The sequence below is a fragment of the Amycolatopsis sp. NPDC004368 genome, from assembly GCF_053602515.1.
Genome location: NZ_JBSGDT010000001.1, coordinates 704,848 through 719,883, shown reverse-complemented (window position 1 = coordinate 719,883; position 15,036 = coordinate 704,848). Strand labels below are relative to the sequence as shown.

The 15,036-nt window shown below is 69.2% G+C and carries 16 protein-coding genes; 10 read left to right on the top strand and 6 right to left on the bottom strand.

What is annotated here, in order from left to right:
- The first annotated feature begins 69 nt into the window (after nt 1-69).
- From ACWEOE_RS03315 to ACWEOE_RS03305, 3 genes are read left to right on the top strand one after another with little or no spacing between them, the layout of a single operon-like run.
- Complete coding sequence (locus tag ACWEOE_RS03315) at nt 70-912, top strand: DUF4097 family beta strand repeat-containing protein (protein ID WP_452003185.1); 843 nt, start codon at nt 70-72, stop codon at nt 910-912.
- 27 nt (nt 913-939) lie between these two features.
- On the top strand, nt 940-1,887 hold the full coding sequence (locus ACWEOE_RS03310; protein WP_452003182.1) for an ATP-binding cassette domain-containing protein: 948 nt from the start codon (nt 940-942) through the stop codon (nt 1,885-1,887).
- Nucleotides 1,884-2,681: an ABC transporter permease gene (locus ACWEOE_RS03305; protein ID WP_452003179.1), complete on the top strand. Its 798-nt coding sequence runs from the start codon at nt 1,884-1,886 to the stop codon at nt 2,679-2,681. The genes ACWEOE_RS03310 and ACWEOE_RS03305 overlap by 4 nt, the downstream gene beginning before the upstream one ends.
- A gap of 99 nt (nt 2,682-2,780) precedes the next feature.
- Here the strand turns inward: ACWEOE_RS03305 and ACWEOE_RS03300 are convergent, their stop codons facing one another.
- Nucleotides 2,781-4,691 (bottom strand): glycosyltransferase, encoded by a 1,911-nt coding sequence (locus ACWEOE_RS03300; RefSeq protein WP_452003177.1) that lies wholly within the window; start codon nt 4,689-4,691, stop codon nt 2,781-2,783.
- Between the two features lie 5 nt (nt 4,692-4,696).
- Nucleotides 4,697-5,164 carry a GtrA family protein gene (locus tag ACWEOE_RS03295; RefSeq protein ID WP_452003370.1) on the bottom strand — a complete coding sequence of 156 codons (468 nt, stop codon included), beginning with the start codon at nt 5,162-5,164 and terminating at the stop codon, nt 4,697-4,699.
- A 155-nt stretch (nt 5,165-5,319) separates the two neighbouring features.
- Between ACWEOE_RS03295 and ACWEOE_RS03290 the strand changes: the two genes are divergently transcribed.
- From ACWEOE_RS03290 to ACWEOE_RS03260, 7 genes are all read left to right on the top strand, one after another.
- On the top strand, nt 5,320-6,693 hold the full coding sequence (locus ACWEOE_RS03290; RefSeq protein WP_452003175.1) for an FAD-binding protein: 1,374 nt from the start codon (nt 5,320-5,322) through the stop codon (nt 6,691-6,693).
- Nucleotides 6,690-7,445 (top strand): decaprenylphospho-beta-D-erythro-pentofuranosid-2-ulose 2-reductase, encoded by a 756-nt coding sequence (locus ACWEOE_RS03285; protein WP_452003173.1) that lies wholly within the window; start codon nt 6,690-6,692, stop codon nt 7,443-7,445. Before ACWEOE_RS03290 ends, ACWEOE_RS03285 begins: the two co-directional genes overlap by 4 nt.
- Before the next feature lie 74 nt (nt 7,446-7,519).
- Nucleotides 7,520-8,014 carry a YbaB/EbfC family nucleoid-associated protein gene (locus ACWEOE_RS03280; protein WP_452003170.1) on the top strand — a complete coding sequence of 165 codons (495 nt, stop codon included), beginning with the start codon at nt 7,520-7,522 and terminating at the stop codon, nt 8,012-8,014.
- A 2-nt stretch (nt 8,015-8,016) separates the two neighbouring features.
- Entirely contained in the window at nt 8,017-9,279 is a 1,263-nt protein-coding gene (locus ACWEOE_RS03275; protein WP_452003167.1) for a WXG100 family type VII secretion target, read from the top strand.
- Nucleotides 9,276-9,962 carry a hypothetical protein gene (locus ACWEOE_RS03270; protein WP_452003164.1) on the top strand — a complete coding sequence of 229 codons (687 nt, stop codon included), beginning with the start codon at nt 9,276-9,278 and terminating at the stop codon, nt 9,960-9,962. The genes ACWEOE_RS03275 and ACWEOE_RS03270 overlap by 4 nt, the downstream gene beginning before the upstream one ends.
- Nucleotides 9,962-10,576: a hypothetical protein gene (locus tag ACWEOE_RS03265; protein ID WP_452003162.1), complete on the top strand. Its 615-nt coding sequence runs from the start codon at nt 9,962-9,964 to the stop codon at nt 10,574-10,576. Before ACWEOE_RS03270 ends, ACWEOE_RS03265 begins: the two co-directional genes overlap by 1 nt.
- Nucleotides 10,577-10,740: 164 nt before the next feature.
- Entirely contained in the window at nt 10,741-11,376 is a 636-nt protein-coding gene (locus ACWEOE_RS03260; RefSeq protein WP_452003160.1) for a VC0807 family protein, read from the top strand.
- 87 nt (nt 11,377-11,463) lie between these two features.
- Here ACWEOE_RS03260 and ACWEOE_RS03255 read toward each other — a convergent pair whose 3' ends face one another.
- The 4 genes from ACWEOE_RS03255 to glf all read right to left on the bottom strand — a co-directional run bounded on the left by ACWEOE_RS03255 (nt 11,464) and on the right by glf (nt 15,034).
- Entirely contained in the window at nt 11,464-12,102 is a 639-nt protein-coding gene (locus ACWEOE_RS03255; protein ID WP_452003157.1) for a hypothetical protein, read from the bottom strand.
- A gap of 118 nt (nt 12,103-12,220) precedes the next feature.
- A complete protein-coding gene (locus ACWEOE_RS03250; RefSeq protein ID WP_452003154.1) occupies nt 12,221-13,261 on the bottom strand; it encodes a decaprenyl-phosphate phosphoribosyltransferase in 1,041 nt (346 codons plus the stop codon).
- Entirely contained in the window at nt 13,258-13,818 is a 561-nt protein-coding gene (locus ACWEOE_RS03245) for a phosphatase PAP2 family protein (protein WP_452003151.1), read from the bottom strand. Before ACWEOE_RS03245 ends, ACWEOE_RS03250 begins: the two co-directional genes overlap by 4 nt.
- Nucleotides 13,811-15,034 carry a UDP-galactopyranose mutase gene (glf, locus tag ACWEOE_RS03240; protein WP_452003149.1) on the bottom strand — a complete coding sequence of 408 codons (1,224 nt, stop codon included), beginning with the start codon at nt 15,032-15,034 and terminating at the stop codon, nt 13,811-13,813. The genes ACWEOE_RS03245 and glf overlap by 8 nt, the downstream gene beginning before the upstream one ends.
- Nucleotides 15,035-15,036: the final 2 nt, after the last annotated feature.

Sequence of the window (15,036 nt, the reverse complement as noted above, 5' to 3'; positions counted from 1 at the left end):
TTTTCTCCACCACACCTCACGTCCCTGACCTGCGGGGACGGTTCACCGAAACAACTCTGGGAGACAGCCATGCCTGAATACGAAACCCCCGCCCCCATTTCCGTCACGATCGAGCTCAGCGTCGGCGACGTGCAGATCACCGCGAGCGAGCGGCAGATCACCGCGGTCGACGTCCGCCCCAGCGACGAGAACGACGAGTCCGACGTGAAGGCCGCGCAGCAGGTCCGCGTCGACTACAGCAACGGCGCGCTCACGATCACCGGCCCGAAGCGCACGTTCGACTTCTCCCGCAAGACCCGCGCGGTCGACGTGACCGTCGAGCTGCCCACCGGGTCGGCGGTGAACGCCGAACTGCAGGCGGGCGACTTCCGCACCAGTGGGCGGCTCGGCGAGAGCCGCTTCAAGACCTCGGCCGGCAACGCGCGGCTCGACCGCACCGGCCCGCTGCACCTGTCCACTTCGGCCGGTCACGTGACCGTCGAGGGCGTGGCGGGCAACGCCGAGATCTCCACCGGCACCGGCAAGATCCGCGTCGGCGAGATCGAGGGCACCGCGGTGGTCAAGAACTCCAACGGCGAGACCACCATCGCGTCGGTCGGCGGCGACGCACGAGTGCGTTCGGCCAACGGCGACATCACCGTCGAGCACGCGGGAGCCGGCGTCGACGCCAAGACCTCGGCCGGGCTGATCCGCCTCGGCGAGATCGTGCGCGGCGCCGTGACGCTCGAAACCTCCATGGGGGACCTGGAAATCGGCGTCGCCGAGGGCACCGCGGCCTGGCTGTCGGTCAACACCGGCTTCGGCCACGTGCGCAACCTGATGGAGAACGCCACCGCGCCCGACGAGGCCGACGAGACCGTCGAGGTGCGCGGCCGCACCTCCTACGGCGACGTGATCATCCGCCGCGCCTGACTTTCTCATCCAGCGAAGGGGAAAACCATGAACGCCATCTCCGCCACCGGGCTGCGCAAGTCCTACGGCGACCACGTCGTGCTCGACGGTCTGGACCTCACCGTGCCCGAGGGTTCGGTGTTCTCCCTGCTCGGTGCCAACGGCGCCGGCAAGACCACCGCCGTGAAGATCCTGTCCACCCTGATCAACGCCGACTCGGGCGAAGTGCGGGTCGCCGGCCACGACCTCGTCCGCGAGGCCGACGCGGTGCGGGCCGCGATCGGCGTCACCGGCCAGTTCTCGGCCGTCGACAACCTGCTCACCGGGGAGGAGAACCTGCTGCTGATGGCGGATCTCAACCACCTCGGTCGCGGCGCGCGGCGCAGCCGGACCGCGCAGCTGCTGGAGCAGTTCGACCTCGCCGACGCGGCCCGGAAGCCGGCGTCGACCTACTCCGGCGGCATGCGCCGGCGCCTCGACCTGGCGATGACCCTCGTCGGCAGCCCGCGGCTGATCTTCCTCGACGAGCCGACCACGGGTCTGGACCCGCGCAGCCGCCGCAACGTGTGGCAGATCGTGCGCGGGCTCGTGGCCGACGGCGTGACCATCTTCCTGACCACGCAGTACCTCGACGAAGCCGACGAGCTGGCGGACCGCATCGCGGTGCTCGACCACGGCCGGATCGTCGCCGAGGGCACGGCCGACGAGCTCAAGCGCCGCATCCCGGGCGGGCACGTCGAGCTGCGGTTCGCTTCCGCCGCCGGCTTCGACACAGCGCTGGGCACGCTGCCCGACGCGTCGCGCAACGGCGACGGCCTCACCCTGCGCGTACCCAGCGACGGCAGCCTGCTGTCGCTCAAGGCGCTGATCGGCCGGCTCGACCACCACGCCCTCGAAGTCGACGAGCTGTCCGTGCACACCCCCGACCTCGACGACGTCTTCCTCGCCCTCACGGGCAATCCCGCTTCTGACACCGAGAAGGTGACGATCTCATGACCACGCTCGCTGCCCCTGGTTCGTTCCAGCCACTGCGCGACTCGGCGACGATGCTGCGCCGCAACCTCAAGCACATGCTGCGCTACCCGTCGATGACGCTGATGCTCGTCGGGATGCCCGTGGTCTTCCTGCTGCTGTTCGTCTACGTCTTCGGCGGCACCATGGGCGCCGGCCTCGGCGGCGGCCGCGAGACCTACGTGAACTACGTGGCGCCCGCGATCATCCTGATGACGGTGACGGCCACCGTGCAGGGCACCGCGATCTCCGTGGCCATGGACATGACCGAGGGGGTGATCGCGCGGTTCCGGACCATGCACATCGCCAGGGTGTCGGTGCTGACCGGCCACGTGCTCGGCAGCCTGGTCCAGGCCGCCATCACCCTGGCGATCGTGATCGGCGTGGCGCTGCTGGTCGGCTTCCGCCCCGCGGCTTCGTTCGGCGGCTGGCTGGCGACGGCCGGGTTCCTGCTGGTGCTGACGTTTGCGCTGGTGTGGCTGTGCGTCGCGCTGGGCCAGGTGAGCAAGAGCGTCGAGACGGCCAGCAACCTGCCCATGCCGCTCATCCTGCTGCCCTTCCTCGGCAGCGGCTTCGTCCCCACCGACTCGATGCCCGCCGGCCTGCGGTGGTTCGCCGAGTACCAGCCGTTCACGCCGATCATCGAGACGCTGCGGGGGCTGCTGATGGCCAAGCCGCTGGGCGGCGAGCTGTGGTTCGCACTGGGGTGGTGCGCGGTGATGGCGCTGGGTGGCTACCTGTGGTCGAAGAAGTTGTTCAACCGCGAATACGCCCACTGAGGCCTTGCCTGCCCCGGCAACCGAAAGCCCTGAAAAACCGAAGGCCACCACGGGGCACGTCCGTGGTGGCCTTCGCCGTGAAAAATCAGCGCGTGAAAATCAGAGCTCGTAGAGCCGCTTCCAGTTCTCCCGCGACGTCAGCTCCGGCATCGCGCGCTTGTACTGCTCCTGCACGCCCGCGCCTTCCTTGCGCAGCCGCTGGATCACGCGCGCGCCACGACGGGCGAGGTCGAACATCTTCACCTTGTCGTACGTGCGCACGCGCACGCCTTCCTGCGAAGCGTCCGTGACCACGGCCGTGTCGAACAGCGCGATGTGCCACCAGTGCGCCTCGTCGATCGGCACCGCGCCGAGGCCGAAGCGGCTGCGGCCGAGCACGCGGTCGACCACGCGCTTGATCAGCACCAGGCGCTGCATGCTGGGCCGCGGCGCGCTGTTGATGATGCCGATGTCGTTGGACGCGATGCCCGGGACGTCGGTGGCCTTGTGCCGCTTGGTCTCCGGGTACGCCTCGCGGATGCGGCGGATCTCCTTCATCGCCGCGACACCGCCGTCACGCAGGACCTCCGGCCCCTCGAGGAAGTCCTCGACGGCCTTGATCAGCGTGGCCGACAGGCCGTACTGCATGCCCAGCAGGTAGCGCACCAGCTGCGCGAGCAGCACGCGCGAAAGCAGGTTCAGGTTGAACGGCGAGTGCAACGCGGCGGTGATGATCGAGTTGCGCAGGTTGAAGTAGCGGTGCCACTCGTCCCAGTCCTTCCAGTGGAAGTCCGCGTGCCACACGCCGGCGCCCGGCAGCGTCACCGTCGGGAAGCCGTACTCGCGGGCCCGGTAGGAGTACTCCGCGTCGTCCCACTGGAAGAAGAACGGCATCGGGTAGCCGATGGCCTTCACGACCTCGTAGGGGATCAGGCACGACCACCAGCCGTTGTACCCGGCGTCGAGGCGGCGTTCCTGGCGGTTGGGCTTGAGGGTCTCCTCGTCGACGCCCAGCAGGTCGGCCGTGGACAGCGAGTGCGTGACCGGCTGGCCCGGCTCCAGCGTGTTCAGCCGCGCGTACTCGGCGCCCACGTGCAGCTGGTTCGGGTGCAGCAGGTTGAGCATCTGGCCACCGACGATGATCGGGTTGGCCGCGCGGTTGGAGAACGCCGTCATGCGCACGACGAGGTCCGGCTCCAGGAGCACGTCGTCGTCCATGAAGAGCACGTTGGCGTGCTCGGTGGCGGTGTGGCCGGCCACCTCGTAGAGGCCGCGGGTGAAGCCGCCGGCGCCGCCGAGGTTCGGCTGCTTGATGTAGTGCAGCTTGTCGCCGAGGTCCTTCGCGACCTGCTCGAAACCGGCGCGCGACTCGACGAGGTCGGTGCCCTGGTCGGCGACGTAGATGGCGTCGAGCGTGTGCAGCGACGACACGTCGGCGGCGAGCGCCTGCAGGTTCTTCAGGCAGTCGTCCGCGCGGTTCATCGTGCAGATCGTGACCGCGGTCGGGCGGATCTTCTCCGGTGCCTCGACGGTCCAGCGGACTTGCTCCACGCGCAGCGTCTGGCCGCCCTCGGTCTCGAGGTCGAGCCACAGCGCGCCGCCGTCGTAGAACTTGTCGAGGCTCGCGCTCATCGTGACCTTGCGGGCCTTGGCGCCGGAGACCTGCTCGGCGTTGACCACGCGAGCGTCACCTTGCAGGTCCGACGCGCCGACCGAGAGCAGGCCGTCACCGCTGACCACGGCTTCCACGGTGACCGAGGTGACCGTGGTCCAACGCTGCCAGTAGCTGGCCGGGAAGCGACCGAAGTAGGTGTTGCCGGTGACCTTCGACGACGGTTCGACGGTGAGCGCGTCGCGGTCGCGCACCGCGGAGCCCCATTCGAGCTCGGCGTAGAGGTCCTTGCTGACGATCGGCGCCGGGCCGGCGTACAGGCCGCGCTGGGCCGTCAGCCTGCCTTCGGGCGCGTGTTCCGCGAACCGGGTCTCGCCTGCGGGGGCCGCCTCCGCGACCGGGGCTGCTTTACCGGGCATCGAACTCAGTTCTCCTTTACCGGCCGCTCACGAAACACGACCCACTTGAGCATGACGAAATTGATCACGGTCGCCGTCGCCTGCGACACGACCCAGCCGAGCGTGGCCTTCCACGTCGACTCCGGGAGCAGGTGCAGCATCCACTGGTTCACGCCGACCGCGACGAAGAAGGTGACGGCGTACAGCAGGATGAAGCTGCCGACCTGCGTGCCGCCATCGCGACGGCCGCCGGCGAAGGTGAACCGGCGATTCAGGAAGAACGCCGTGGTCGTACCCACGACGAAGCTGATCGCGCGAGCGATGTCGACCCACGGCACCGCGTCCATGCCGACCGCCCTGAGCAGCGAGTACGTACCCAGGTCGAGAAGCGCGCAGAACCCACCGATCAGCCCGAAGCGGACGAGCTGACCGAGCAGACCGGGGCCCGCCGGTGCCGTCACCGTCGTCTCACTCTGCGGTTCTGCAGCCACCACTGGAATACCTTCTCGGCTCGATGCGTCGTCGTCTCGGGAAGCCCTGTCCGTGTCGACTTTGACGCGCGGACGCTTGTGCCTTGATGCGCAAAGTGTAGAAGCGAGCACTTCAGGGTCACGTTCCGGGCTTGCTAGGGCGTGTCTACTCTGGTCGAGTGACCCAAGCACCCGACACACAGCGACGAACGCTCACCGGCTGGGGCCGCACCGCCGGGACCGTCGCCGACGTCCTGAGCACGCCTGATGTCGAGACCATCGCGGCCGCCGTCGCCTCGGCCGGCCCCCGCGGGGTCATCGCGCGCGGCCTCGGCCGCTCCTACGGCGACCCGGCGCAGAACGCCGGCGGCCTGGTGGTCGACATGACCGCGCTCGACCGCATCCACTCGATCGACCCCGACTCGGGCCTGGTCGACCTCGACGCCGGCGTGAGCCTCGACAAGCTGATGCGCGAGGCGCTGCCCCACGGTCTCTGGGTGCCGGTGCTGCCGGGCACTCGCCAGGTCACGATCGGCGGCGCGATCGCCAACGACATCCACGGCAAGAACCACCACTCGGCCGGCAGCTTCGGCAACCACGTGGTGTCGATGGACCTGCTCACGGCCGACGGCAAGGTCCGCACGCTCACGCCCGAGGGCCCGGACGCGGAACTGTTCTGGGCCACGGTGGCCGGCATCGGCCTCACCGGCATCATCACCCGCGCCACCGTCCGGATGAAAAAGACGGAGTCGGCGTACTTCTACGTGGACGCCGACCGCACGTCGAGCCTCGACGAGACGCTCGGGCTGTTCACCGACGGTTCGGACCTCAACTACGACTACTCGATGTCGGTCCCGGACCTGATCTCGTCCGACTCACGCCTGGGCCGGGCCACGTTCTCGCGTGGTTCACTCGCCACACTGGACCAGCTGCCGGCGAAGCTGCGCAGCGACCCGCTGAAGTTCGACGCGCCGAAGCTCGCCACCCTGCCCGACGTGTTCCCCAACGGCCTGGGCAACAAGCTCACCTTCGGCCTGATCAACGAGCTGTGGCAGAAGACCGTGCCCAAGAAGGGCGTGCGCGGCAAGGTCCAGAACCTCACGCAGTTCTACCACCCGCTGGACATGCTCTCGGAGTGGAACCGCGCGTACGGCTCCAAGGGCTTCCTGCAGTACCAGTTCTCGGTGCCGTTCGGCGCGGAGGACCAGCTCAAGGCCATCTGCCGGCGGATCGCGACGTCGGGGCACTACTCGTTCCTCAACGTGTTCAAGCGCATGGGCGACGCCAACCCGGCACCGATGTCGTGGCCCTCGCCCGGCTGGATGCTGAGCGTGGACTTCCCGATCAAGACCGGCCTGAGCCGGTTCTGCCTCGAGCTCGACGACGAGGTGCTCGCCGCGGGCGGCCGCCTGTACACCGCGAAGGACTCGCGGACCACGGCGGAGACGTTCGCGAAGATGTACCCGCGGCTGGAGGAGTGGCGCAAGGTCCGCGCCGCCGTTGACCCCGAAGGCGTTTTCGCCTCTGACATGAGCCGGAGGCTCGCACTGTGATCGACGCCGTTGGCAACCCCCAGTCCCTGCTGCTGCTCGGTGGCACGTCCGACATCGCGCTGGCCATCGCCGAGAAGTACCTGGCGGAGAAGCCGCTGCGGGTCGTGCTCGCCGCGCGTCCGTCGCCCCGGCTCGAGGCCGCGGCGCAACGCCTGAAGGATCGCGGCGCCGAAGTGTCCGCTGTGGACTTCGATGCGAAGGACACGGCTTCGCACCCCGCGGTGCTGGACCGCGCGTTCGCGGGCGACGACATCGACGTGGCCGTGGTCGCGTTCGGCCTGCTCGGTGACCCCGAGGAGGTCTGGCAGGACCACGCCAAGGCCGTGGAGCTGGCGACGGTGAACTACGCGGCCGCTGTGTCGGTGGGCGTTGCGCTGTCGGAGAAGCTCAAGACGCAGGGCCACGGCACGATCATCGCGCTGTCGTCGGTGGCGGGTGAGCGCGTGCGGCGCTCGAACTTCGTCTACGGCTCGACCAAGGCCGGGTTCGATGGCTTCTACCTGGGCCTCGGCGAGGCGCTGGCCGACCACGGCGTGAAGGTCACCGTGGTCCGGCCTGGCCACGTGAAGACCAAGATGACGGCCGGGCTGAAGGACGCTCCCCTGGCGCAGACGGCCGAGCAGGTCGCCGACATCGCCGTGACCGCGGCGCGTGCCGGCAAGGACCTGGTGTGGGCGCCCGCGCAGTTCCGGCTGGTGATGTCGGTGCTGCGGCACGTGCCGCGTCCGATTTTCCGGAAACTGCCGATCTGAGAAGGAACTCCCGAGGTGGGACCTTCGTCGCATAGGGTGGACGAAGGTCTTTCATCTTTTCTGGGGGTTCCACCATGTCCGACCACGCAGCGCGGCTCGACGCCGTGCTCCAGCGGTTCCAGGAGCAGGCAGCTCGCGCCGCCGAGCTCAAAGGACAGATCGCGAACCTGCGCGGGCACGCCCGCAACGCCGACGGGTCGGTGACGGTCACCGTCGCACCCTCGGGGGCCGTGCTCGGGCTGCAGCTGAGCCCGCAGGCGATGCGGCGCTCGCACACCGCGTTGCAGCAGGAGATCCTGGGCGCCATCCGCTCGGCGACACAGCAGGCCGCGGCGGCGCTGAACCAGACCGTGGAGCCCGTGCTGGGTGAGCGGGCCGAGCAGTTCCGCGAGGCGTTCAACGCGCACGTCGAGCCGATCGGGCCGAGTGCGCCGCCGCCGGCGAGCTCATTGGCGGTGCCGGGGCAGCCTGCTCAACCGTCGCAAATGCCGCAACCACCACGGAACCGGACGAACCCGCGAGCCGTCGAAGACGACGACTTCGGGGGTCCCATTCTTCGGCGGGAGTGATCGTGACCAGTGGGTTCAAGATCGAGCCGGCAGCGCTGAACGCGCACGCGTCCGGCTCGAAGGAAGCGGCCGGGCACTTCGGCAGCCTCGCGCAGCTGCTGGAGCAGGCGCGCGTGAGCGACGACTGCTTCGGCCCTCTCGGCGAGCTGATGGCGTACAAGTACTTCGACTCGCTGAAGGAGTGCCAGGACCTCGCCGACCAGGCGAAAACGTTCCTGGACGCGATTGCCGACAAGACCACCCTGGCCGCGCAGGCGTACCAGGGCCACGAGGACGCGACCACCGACGCCGTGACCGGGCTCGGCAAGGAGCTCGCCGACGGCGGGGGCAGCGTCGGATCGCTGTCGGACGTGAACCACGCGGGCGACGCGGGCCGCAAGAGCTACCTGGAGCAGAACGGCGGCTACGGCAGCTCGTGGCTCTCGACGTCGACCGAGGTTTCGTCCGCCGGCAGCCCGCCCGACGTGGCGATCGCGGCAGTGCACACACGCATGGAGCAGATCCAGCTGGTGACCAGCCCCGGGCAGTCGGGCGAGTTCTCCGAGGGCGCGGCGGCGTTCGCGGACGAGGTGCGTGGGCTGCAGCAGATCCTGGAGTTGGCGGCGGACCTGTTCGACGCGTTCGTGGAGATCGTGATCGACATCCTGCAAGAGCTGGTGATGGGCCTGATCATCGAGTGGCTCGCGGCGCTGGCGGCTTCGTGGATCACCGCGGGTGCGTCGGTGGGCGCGGCGGGGGCGGCGACCACGGGCGAGGTAGCCGTGACCGGCGGGCGGCTCGGGATGAAGGTGAAGCAGCTGCTGGGCAAGCTGCGGCCGCTCATCGAGGAGCTGGAGAAGATCCTGCAGAAGCTGCGCACCGGGCCGTTGAAGAAGGTCGTGGAGCGTGTCGAGGGGCTGCGCAACGGCAACTTCCTCGAGAAGCGCGTGGCGGACCTGATCGACAAGAACCCGATCGCGAAGATCCTGACGAAGGCCGACGCGGCCACGGGGGCTTCACGCACGGGCAACCGCTTCGCCAACGCGCTGGGCGTCGGGTCCCACGGCGCCGACTCGCTGACGACCAACCTCACGGAGACCGGTCTGCGGCTCGCGGGGATGAGCGGCACGTCCAGCGTCGGCAAGGCGGCGTGGCGTGGCAGCGCGGGCAATGTGGTGGAGCAGGGCATCGAGCAGGGCGTGAAGTACGGGTACAACCAGTCGCAGACCGACAGTGCCGAAGAGCGCCGCGAGGCGACCGACCGAGGGTTCTCACTCGAAGAATGAATCTCGCCGATCCCCTGGGTGCCGCCACGCAGGCGCGGCCGCACCTGCGTGCTGACGAACGGTTGTTGTGGGCCGCGTACGGCGGTCGGGTCGCGTACGACGTGCCTGGGCTCGACGAGTTCGGGCAGCCCGCGAAAAGCCTGCTGCGCAAGGTGGGCTCGGGGCTGTCGGGATTCGCGGGCGGCGTCGTCGACGCGGCACTGTCGAGTGAGGACAGTGGCAGTGGTGCGACCGTGGTGGCGCCTGCCGTGGTCGTGCTCGGGGACCGGACTGGGCTGGTCGCCGAGGGTCTGGTGCGCTCGGGGGCGGCGCTGTGGGTGCTGACGACCGCGCGGCTGGTGCTGCTGCGGGCGGTGGTGGTGCCGGAGCCTGCTCCGGAGCCGTCGTTGCTGGGCAAGGCGATCGGCTTCGGGCGCGGGATGGCGAAGTTCGGCAAGGACGTGGCCGAGATCGTCACGGACCGGCGCAAGATCTACGGCGAGAACCGCGAGGGTGAGCCCGTGGCGAGGCGGGAGTTCGAGGAGGCGGCTTCGCTGCCGCGTGAGCAGATCATCGGCTTCGCCGTGGCCCGCCACGGGTTGCGGATGTCCCTTGTGGACGGTTCTGGCTTCGAGCTGCGGTTCGGCGCCGAGGAACCCGAGGCCTTCGAATGGCTGCTGGCCCGCACGAACGGAGCCGCGTGATGCGCGCGTTCGACGTGAAGCAGGCCGGTGAGGTCGACGAGATCATCGAGCGCGACTACGCGAAGGTGTGGTTGCGGCGCAAGGAAAAGCTGCTGCTGGCCTGTCCGCCCGCGCACGGGCACGTGCTGGCGTGGGTGGGCGGTGTGCGGCACCTGCCGTACGCACCGGCGCGCGAGCCGGTGAAGGTCACCACGGCGCCGGGCCGCTGGCCGACTCCCGCCGGCCTGCCCGACGAGGACTGGACCGACGACCCGTCGCTTGCCTACCGCGTTGACGCCGCTTCCTCGGCCGACCTGGCCGTGCGCATCGCCGACCACCTCGCGTTCTCGGCCGGCGCCGCCCGCCTGACCTGGACCGATCGGCGCCTGGCGCTCGTGTACCCGACGAAATTCGTGGTCTCGCCGGAGGCCAAGAACTTGTTCGTGACCGCCGAGGAGTTCCCGCCCGACGCCGTGACACGGCTCGACGCCGTCACCCCGGGTCGCAGCTTCCCACCCGAGCCGGGGATGCGGTTCACCTTCGCCGACGGTTCGGTGTTGACCCAGCGTGACCTGCTGGCGTCGATGAAGGTGCGAAGGGCCCTCTCGCGCCGCTACTGTGCCGATCGTTACTAGTCCGACCACAGTCACGGCCGAATGGCTTCATGGCAACGGTTACGTGCCGCGTGGGGGCCGGCCTACTTTCGGCCGGACTGGTAACGCGCATCCACCGATCGGTTGATGCCGGGTGGCCGGACCGACGATGGTCCGGGCTCGGTGTTCGCCGAACACTCGGACGCATGGGTAAAGACTTCCGCTCGTCCGCGCTGGCCCTGCTCATCGACATCGGCGCACCCGTCGGGGGCTACTACCTGCTGCGCGCGTTCGGCGTGGTGCCGGTGTGGGCACTGGTGCTGAGCGGCCTGCCCCCGGCACTGCGGGTGCTGTACACGGCCGCAACGCGCCGCCGTGTCGACGGCATGGGCCTGTTCGTGCTCGCGATCCTCGCTGTCAGCGTGACCACGACCGTGCTCACCGGCGACGCCCGTCTCCTGCTCGTGCGCAACGCCTGGTTCAGCACCCTCGCCGGCTTTTGGCTGCTGGCCAGCCTGTTCCTCGGCCGCCGGCCGGTGACCTACGCAGCCGCCCGCGCGCTGCTCCCGGGCAAGGGCGCCGCGCTCGACGGCCTGTGGGACCAGCGACCGTCGTTCCGGCGCGTGTGGCGCGTGCTCGCGGTGGTGTGGGGCATCGGCGGGCTGGTGCACAGCGGGATCAGCATCGCCATGGCGTACACGCTCCCGGTCGACGACGTACCCGTGCTGGACACGGTGGTGTCGATCGGGTTCTTCGTGCTCCTGCAGGTGGTGACGCAGGTGCTGCTCGTGCGGGAGGGCTCGATGGGCACGGTGATGCGCCGCCGGCTTCCGGCCGCCTAGGACGGAAATCGTCACGCGGAGAACGGGTTGCCTGGGCCTGTGGGAGCGGTCCGGACCACGAGTGGTCCGGACCTGGAACGAAGGGAGTCAGATCCCGTACCCGGTCCCCGTGCCGGAGTTGCCCGCGCCGGGACCACCGGGGCCACCGGGACCGCCCTGACCGAAGCCCTGCCCACCGTGGAATTGGCGGTAGCCACCGCCGTCGCGGAAGTGGGAGGTGCCGGGGCGGCCGTTGTGGTGGGTGGCGGCCATGATGCCGCCCACGACACCGCCGCCGACGAGCAGGCCCAGTACGCCGACGGCCACCAGCTGCGTCACCCGGTTGCCCACGAAACGCCGGAACCCGCCGGGCTGACGAACGGGCTGCGGGCCGCCCCACGGCTGCCCGTACGGTCCGGCGCCGGGGTGCTGCGGTGGCACACCCGGTCCAGGCACCTGGCCGGCGGCTTGCGGTCCGACACCCGGCTGTCCCACGTTCGGCTGGCCCACATTCGGCTGGCCCACATTCGGCTGGGCGGCACCCGGCTGGGCGGGGCTTTGCGGTCCGGCACCCGGCGCAGCCGCGCCGGCACCGACGCCCGGCTGCTCGTTCTCGGCCGTCACGGGTTGCGGCTCAGCAGGCGCGGCACCACCACCGGCACCGGCACCGGCCTGCTGGCTCTCCACCGTCGCGTCTTCGGGCGAAGCAGCTTCGCCGGACTGCTCCGGCGGCACCTGGTCACTCATCTCCGGCTCCTCCGGCTGAAGTGGGGGCGGACAACCCGCCCCCACCACCGAGGATGACCGGGGTTTCTGTGCGCAGCCTGAAACCCAGCTGTCTAAATTCCAGCCCGGTTCACAGGAATCACAGGTAGAACGACAGGAACAGCGTCACGACCCAGGCGAGCCCGAGGACCTGCAGCACCCGGTCCCGCAACGCGATCTCGTCCGGTGCCCCTGCGTTGCCGCCGTCGACGTCCACCGCGTACCGCAGCACGGCGATCACGAACGGCACCATCGACACCACAGCCCACAGCGAGTCGTGCTCCGACTGCCGGATCTCGAACGCCCACAGGCAGTACGACATGATCAGGATCGCCGCCGACGTCGCCCACACGAAGCGCAGGTAGCTGGCCGAGTACTTCTTCAGCGAAGACCGAATCTTGGCCCCGGTCCGCTCGAACAGCATGATCTCCGCGTACCGCTTGCCGGCCACCATGAACAGCGAGCCGAACGCCGTGACCAGCAGGAACCACTGCGACATCCCGATACCACCGGCGACACCACCGGCGATGGAGCGCATCAGGAAGCCCGAGCCGACGATCGCGAGGTCGACCACGGGCTGGTGCTTGAGCCCGAAGCAGTACCCGAGCTGCACGGCTTCGTACACACCGAGCACCACGGCCAGCTCCCAGCTCGCGGTGAACGACACCGCGACACCGGCCAGGAAGAACACCACCGCGGCGGCGTAGGCCACCGGCACCGGCACGATCCCGGCCGCGATGGGCCGGTTGCGCTTGGTCGGGTGGGCGCGGTCGGCGTCGACGTCGACCGCGTCGTTGATCAGGTAGACCGACGAGGCCGTGAGCGAGAAGGCCACGAACGCGATCAGCGCGTCGATGACCAGCTCGGTGCGGTTGGTCGCCTTGGAGAAGGCGAAGAACGGTGCGGCGAACACCAGCACGTTCTTCACCCACTGCTTCGGGCGGGCCGTCTTGATCACGCCCAGCAGCAGCGCCACCGGGTTCGTGCCGCCCGACGCCGCGGCCGGGGTCGCCGGCTCGGCCGTCGGGGACGAAGCGGCTTCAGCAGCCGCCTCCGTCTCGACCTTCACAGCTTCGTCCGCCTTCGCGGTGGCAGCCGGGTCGGTCGCGTTCTCGGCACGCTCGTCGGTCGTTTCGCTCATCGTCGCTTCAGCTTCCGTCGGATCAGACCACCGACGAGGCCTCCCAGGGCCGCACCGGCCAGTACGTCGGTCGGGTAGTGGACGCCGAGCAGCAGCCGCGAGGCCAGCATCGGCGGTACGAGGGCGGGAACCAGGTTACGCCCGGTCAATCCCGAGTAGAGCACCGCCGCCGCCGTCGTGGACGTCGCGTGCGACGACGGGAAGCTCAGTTTGCTCGGGGTGCCCACCAGGACCTCGACGCTCGGGTGGTCCGGACGACGGCGCCTGACCACGCGTTTCACCGCGATCGAGGCGGCGTGCGCACCGACGACGCCGGCCGACGCGACCAGCCAGTCCTTGCGCCGCGGCTTGTCCACCGCGGCGCCGATCAGGCCGAGCGCGAACCAGCCGGCGCTGTGCTCACCGAACAACGACATCCCGCGCGCGACCTGCACCGTGCCCGGCTTTTTCAGGAACGCCTGGGCCTGGGACAGCACGGCGACCTCACCGGACGCCGGGCCCGCGGGGGGCGTGACCGGCGTGGCGGTGTCGAGCGGAGCTGTGCCCTGCTCAAGCATCGATCGACCCGTCGAGGGGCGCGCCGTCGGTGAGGTGCGGGGCGATCTTGTTGTCGAACACCGAGAGCGCCGACCCGATCGCCATGTGCATGTCGAGGTACTTGTACGTGCCGAGGCGCCCGCCGAAGAGCACGTTCTTCTCGCGTGCCTCGGTCTTCGCCAGCTCGCGGTAGGCCTCGAGCTTCTCGCGGTTCTCCGGCGTGTTGATCGGGTAGTACGGCTCGTCGTCCTCGGTCGCGAAGCGGGAGTACTCGCGGAAGATGACCGTCTTGTCCTTCGGGTAGTCCCGCTCCGGGTGAAAGTGGCGGAACTCGATGATGCGGGTGTAGGGCACTTCCTGGTCGTTGTAGTTCACGACCGGGGCGCCCTGGAAGTCACCGGTTTCCTTGACCTCGGACTCGAAGTCCACGGTGCGCCAGGTGAACCGGCCGGCGGAGTAGTCGAAGTAGCGGTCGAGCGGACCCGTGTAGACGGTCGGCGTGCCCGCCGGGATCCGGTCGCGCACGTCGAAGTAGTCGACGTTGAGCCGGATCTCGATGTTCTCGTGCTCGGCCATCTTCTCGAGCCACGCGGTGTACCCGTTGACGGGCAGGCCCTCGTAGGTGTCGTTGAAGTACCGGTTGTCGAACGTGTAGCGGACCGGCAGGCGGGTGATGATGTTCTCGCCGAGGTTCTTGGGGTCGTTCTCCCACTGCTTCGCGGTGTAGCCGCGGATGAACGCCTCGTAGAGGGGACGGCCGATCAGCGAGATCGCCTTCTCCTCGAGGTTCTGCGCGGTGGCGGTCTCGAACTCCGACGACTGCTTGGCGATGAGCTCGCGCGCTTCGTCCGGGGTGTGCGACTTGCCGAAGAACTGGTTGATGAGTCCGAGGTTCATCGGGAAGGAGTAGACCTGGTCCTTCACCCGGGCGAAAACCCGGTGCTGGTAACCGGTGAACTCGGTGAAGCGGTTCACGTACTCCCACACGCGCTTGTTCGACGTGTGGAACAGGTGCGCGCCGTACTTGTGCACCTCGATGCCGGTCTCGGGTTCGGCCTCGGAGTAGGCGTTGCCACCGATGTGGCTCCGGCGCTCGAGCACCAGCACCTTCTTGCCGAGCTCGGCCGCGGCGCGCTCGGCCACGGTCAGGCCGAAGAAACCGGACCCGACGATGACGAGGTCGTAACCGGCGAAGTCGTGTTCAGTAATCTTGGCGGGGTTCGTGTGCTCGCTCACGG

Excerpts from the sequence above, each read along its gene's own strand:
- ACWEOE_RS03315 (WP_452003185.1), top strand. The coding sequence starts at position 70 with ATGCCTGAATACGAAACCCCCGCCCCCATTTCCGTCACGATCGAGCTC.
- ACWEOE_RS03310 (WP_452003182.1), top strand. The coding sequence starts at position 940 with ATGAACGCCATCTCCGCCACCGGGCTGCGCAAGTCCTACGGCGACCAC.
- ACWEOE_RS03305 (WP_452003179.1), top strand. The coding sequence starts at position 1,884 with ATGACCACGCTCGCTGCCCCTGGTTCGTTCCAGCCACTGCGCGACTCG.
- ACWEOE_RS03300 (WP_452003177.1), bottom strand. The coding sequence starts at position 4,691 with ATGCCCGGTAAAGCAGCCCCGGTCGCGGAGGCGGCCCCCGCAGGCGAG.
- ACWEOE_RS03280 (WP_452003170.1), top strand. The coding sequence starts at position 7,520 with ATGTCCGACCACGCAGCGCGGCTCGACGCCGTGCTCCAGCGGTTCCAG.
- ACWEOE_RS03270 (WP_452003164.1), top strand. The coding sequence starts at position 9,276 with ATGAATCTCGCCGATCCCCTGGGTGCCGCCACGCAGGCGCGGCCGCAC.
- ACWEOE_RS03265 (WP_452003162.1), top strand. The coding sequence starts at position 9,962 with ATGCGCGCGTTCGACGTGAAGCAGGCCGGTGAGGTCGACGAGATCATC.
- ACWEOE_RS03260 (WP_452003160.1), top strand. The coding sequence starts at position 10,741 with ATGGGTAAAGACTTCCGCTCGTCCGCGCTGGCCCTGCTCATCGACATC.
- ACWEOE_RS03255 (WP_452003157.1), bottom strand. The coding sequence starts at position 12,102 with ATGAGTGACCAGGTGCCGCCGGAGCAGTCCGGCGAAGCTGCTTCGCCC.
- ACWEOE_RS03250 (WP_452003154.1), bottom strand. The coding sequence starts at position 13,261 with ATGAGCGAAACGACCGACGAGCGTGCCGAGAACGCGACCGACCCGGCT.
- ACWEOE_RS03245 (WP_452003151.1), bottom strand. The coding sequence starts at position 13,818 with ATGCTTGAGCAGGGCACAGCTCCGCTCGACACCGCCACGCCGGTCACG.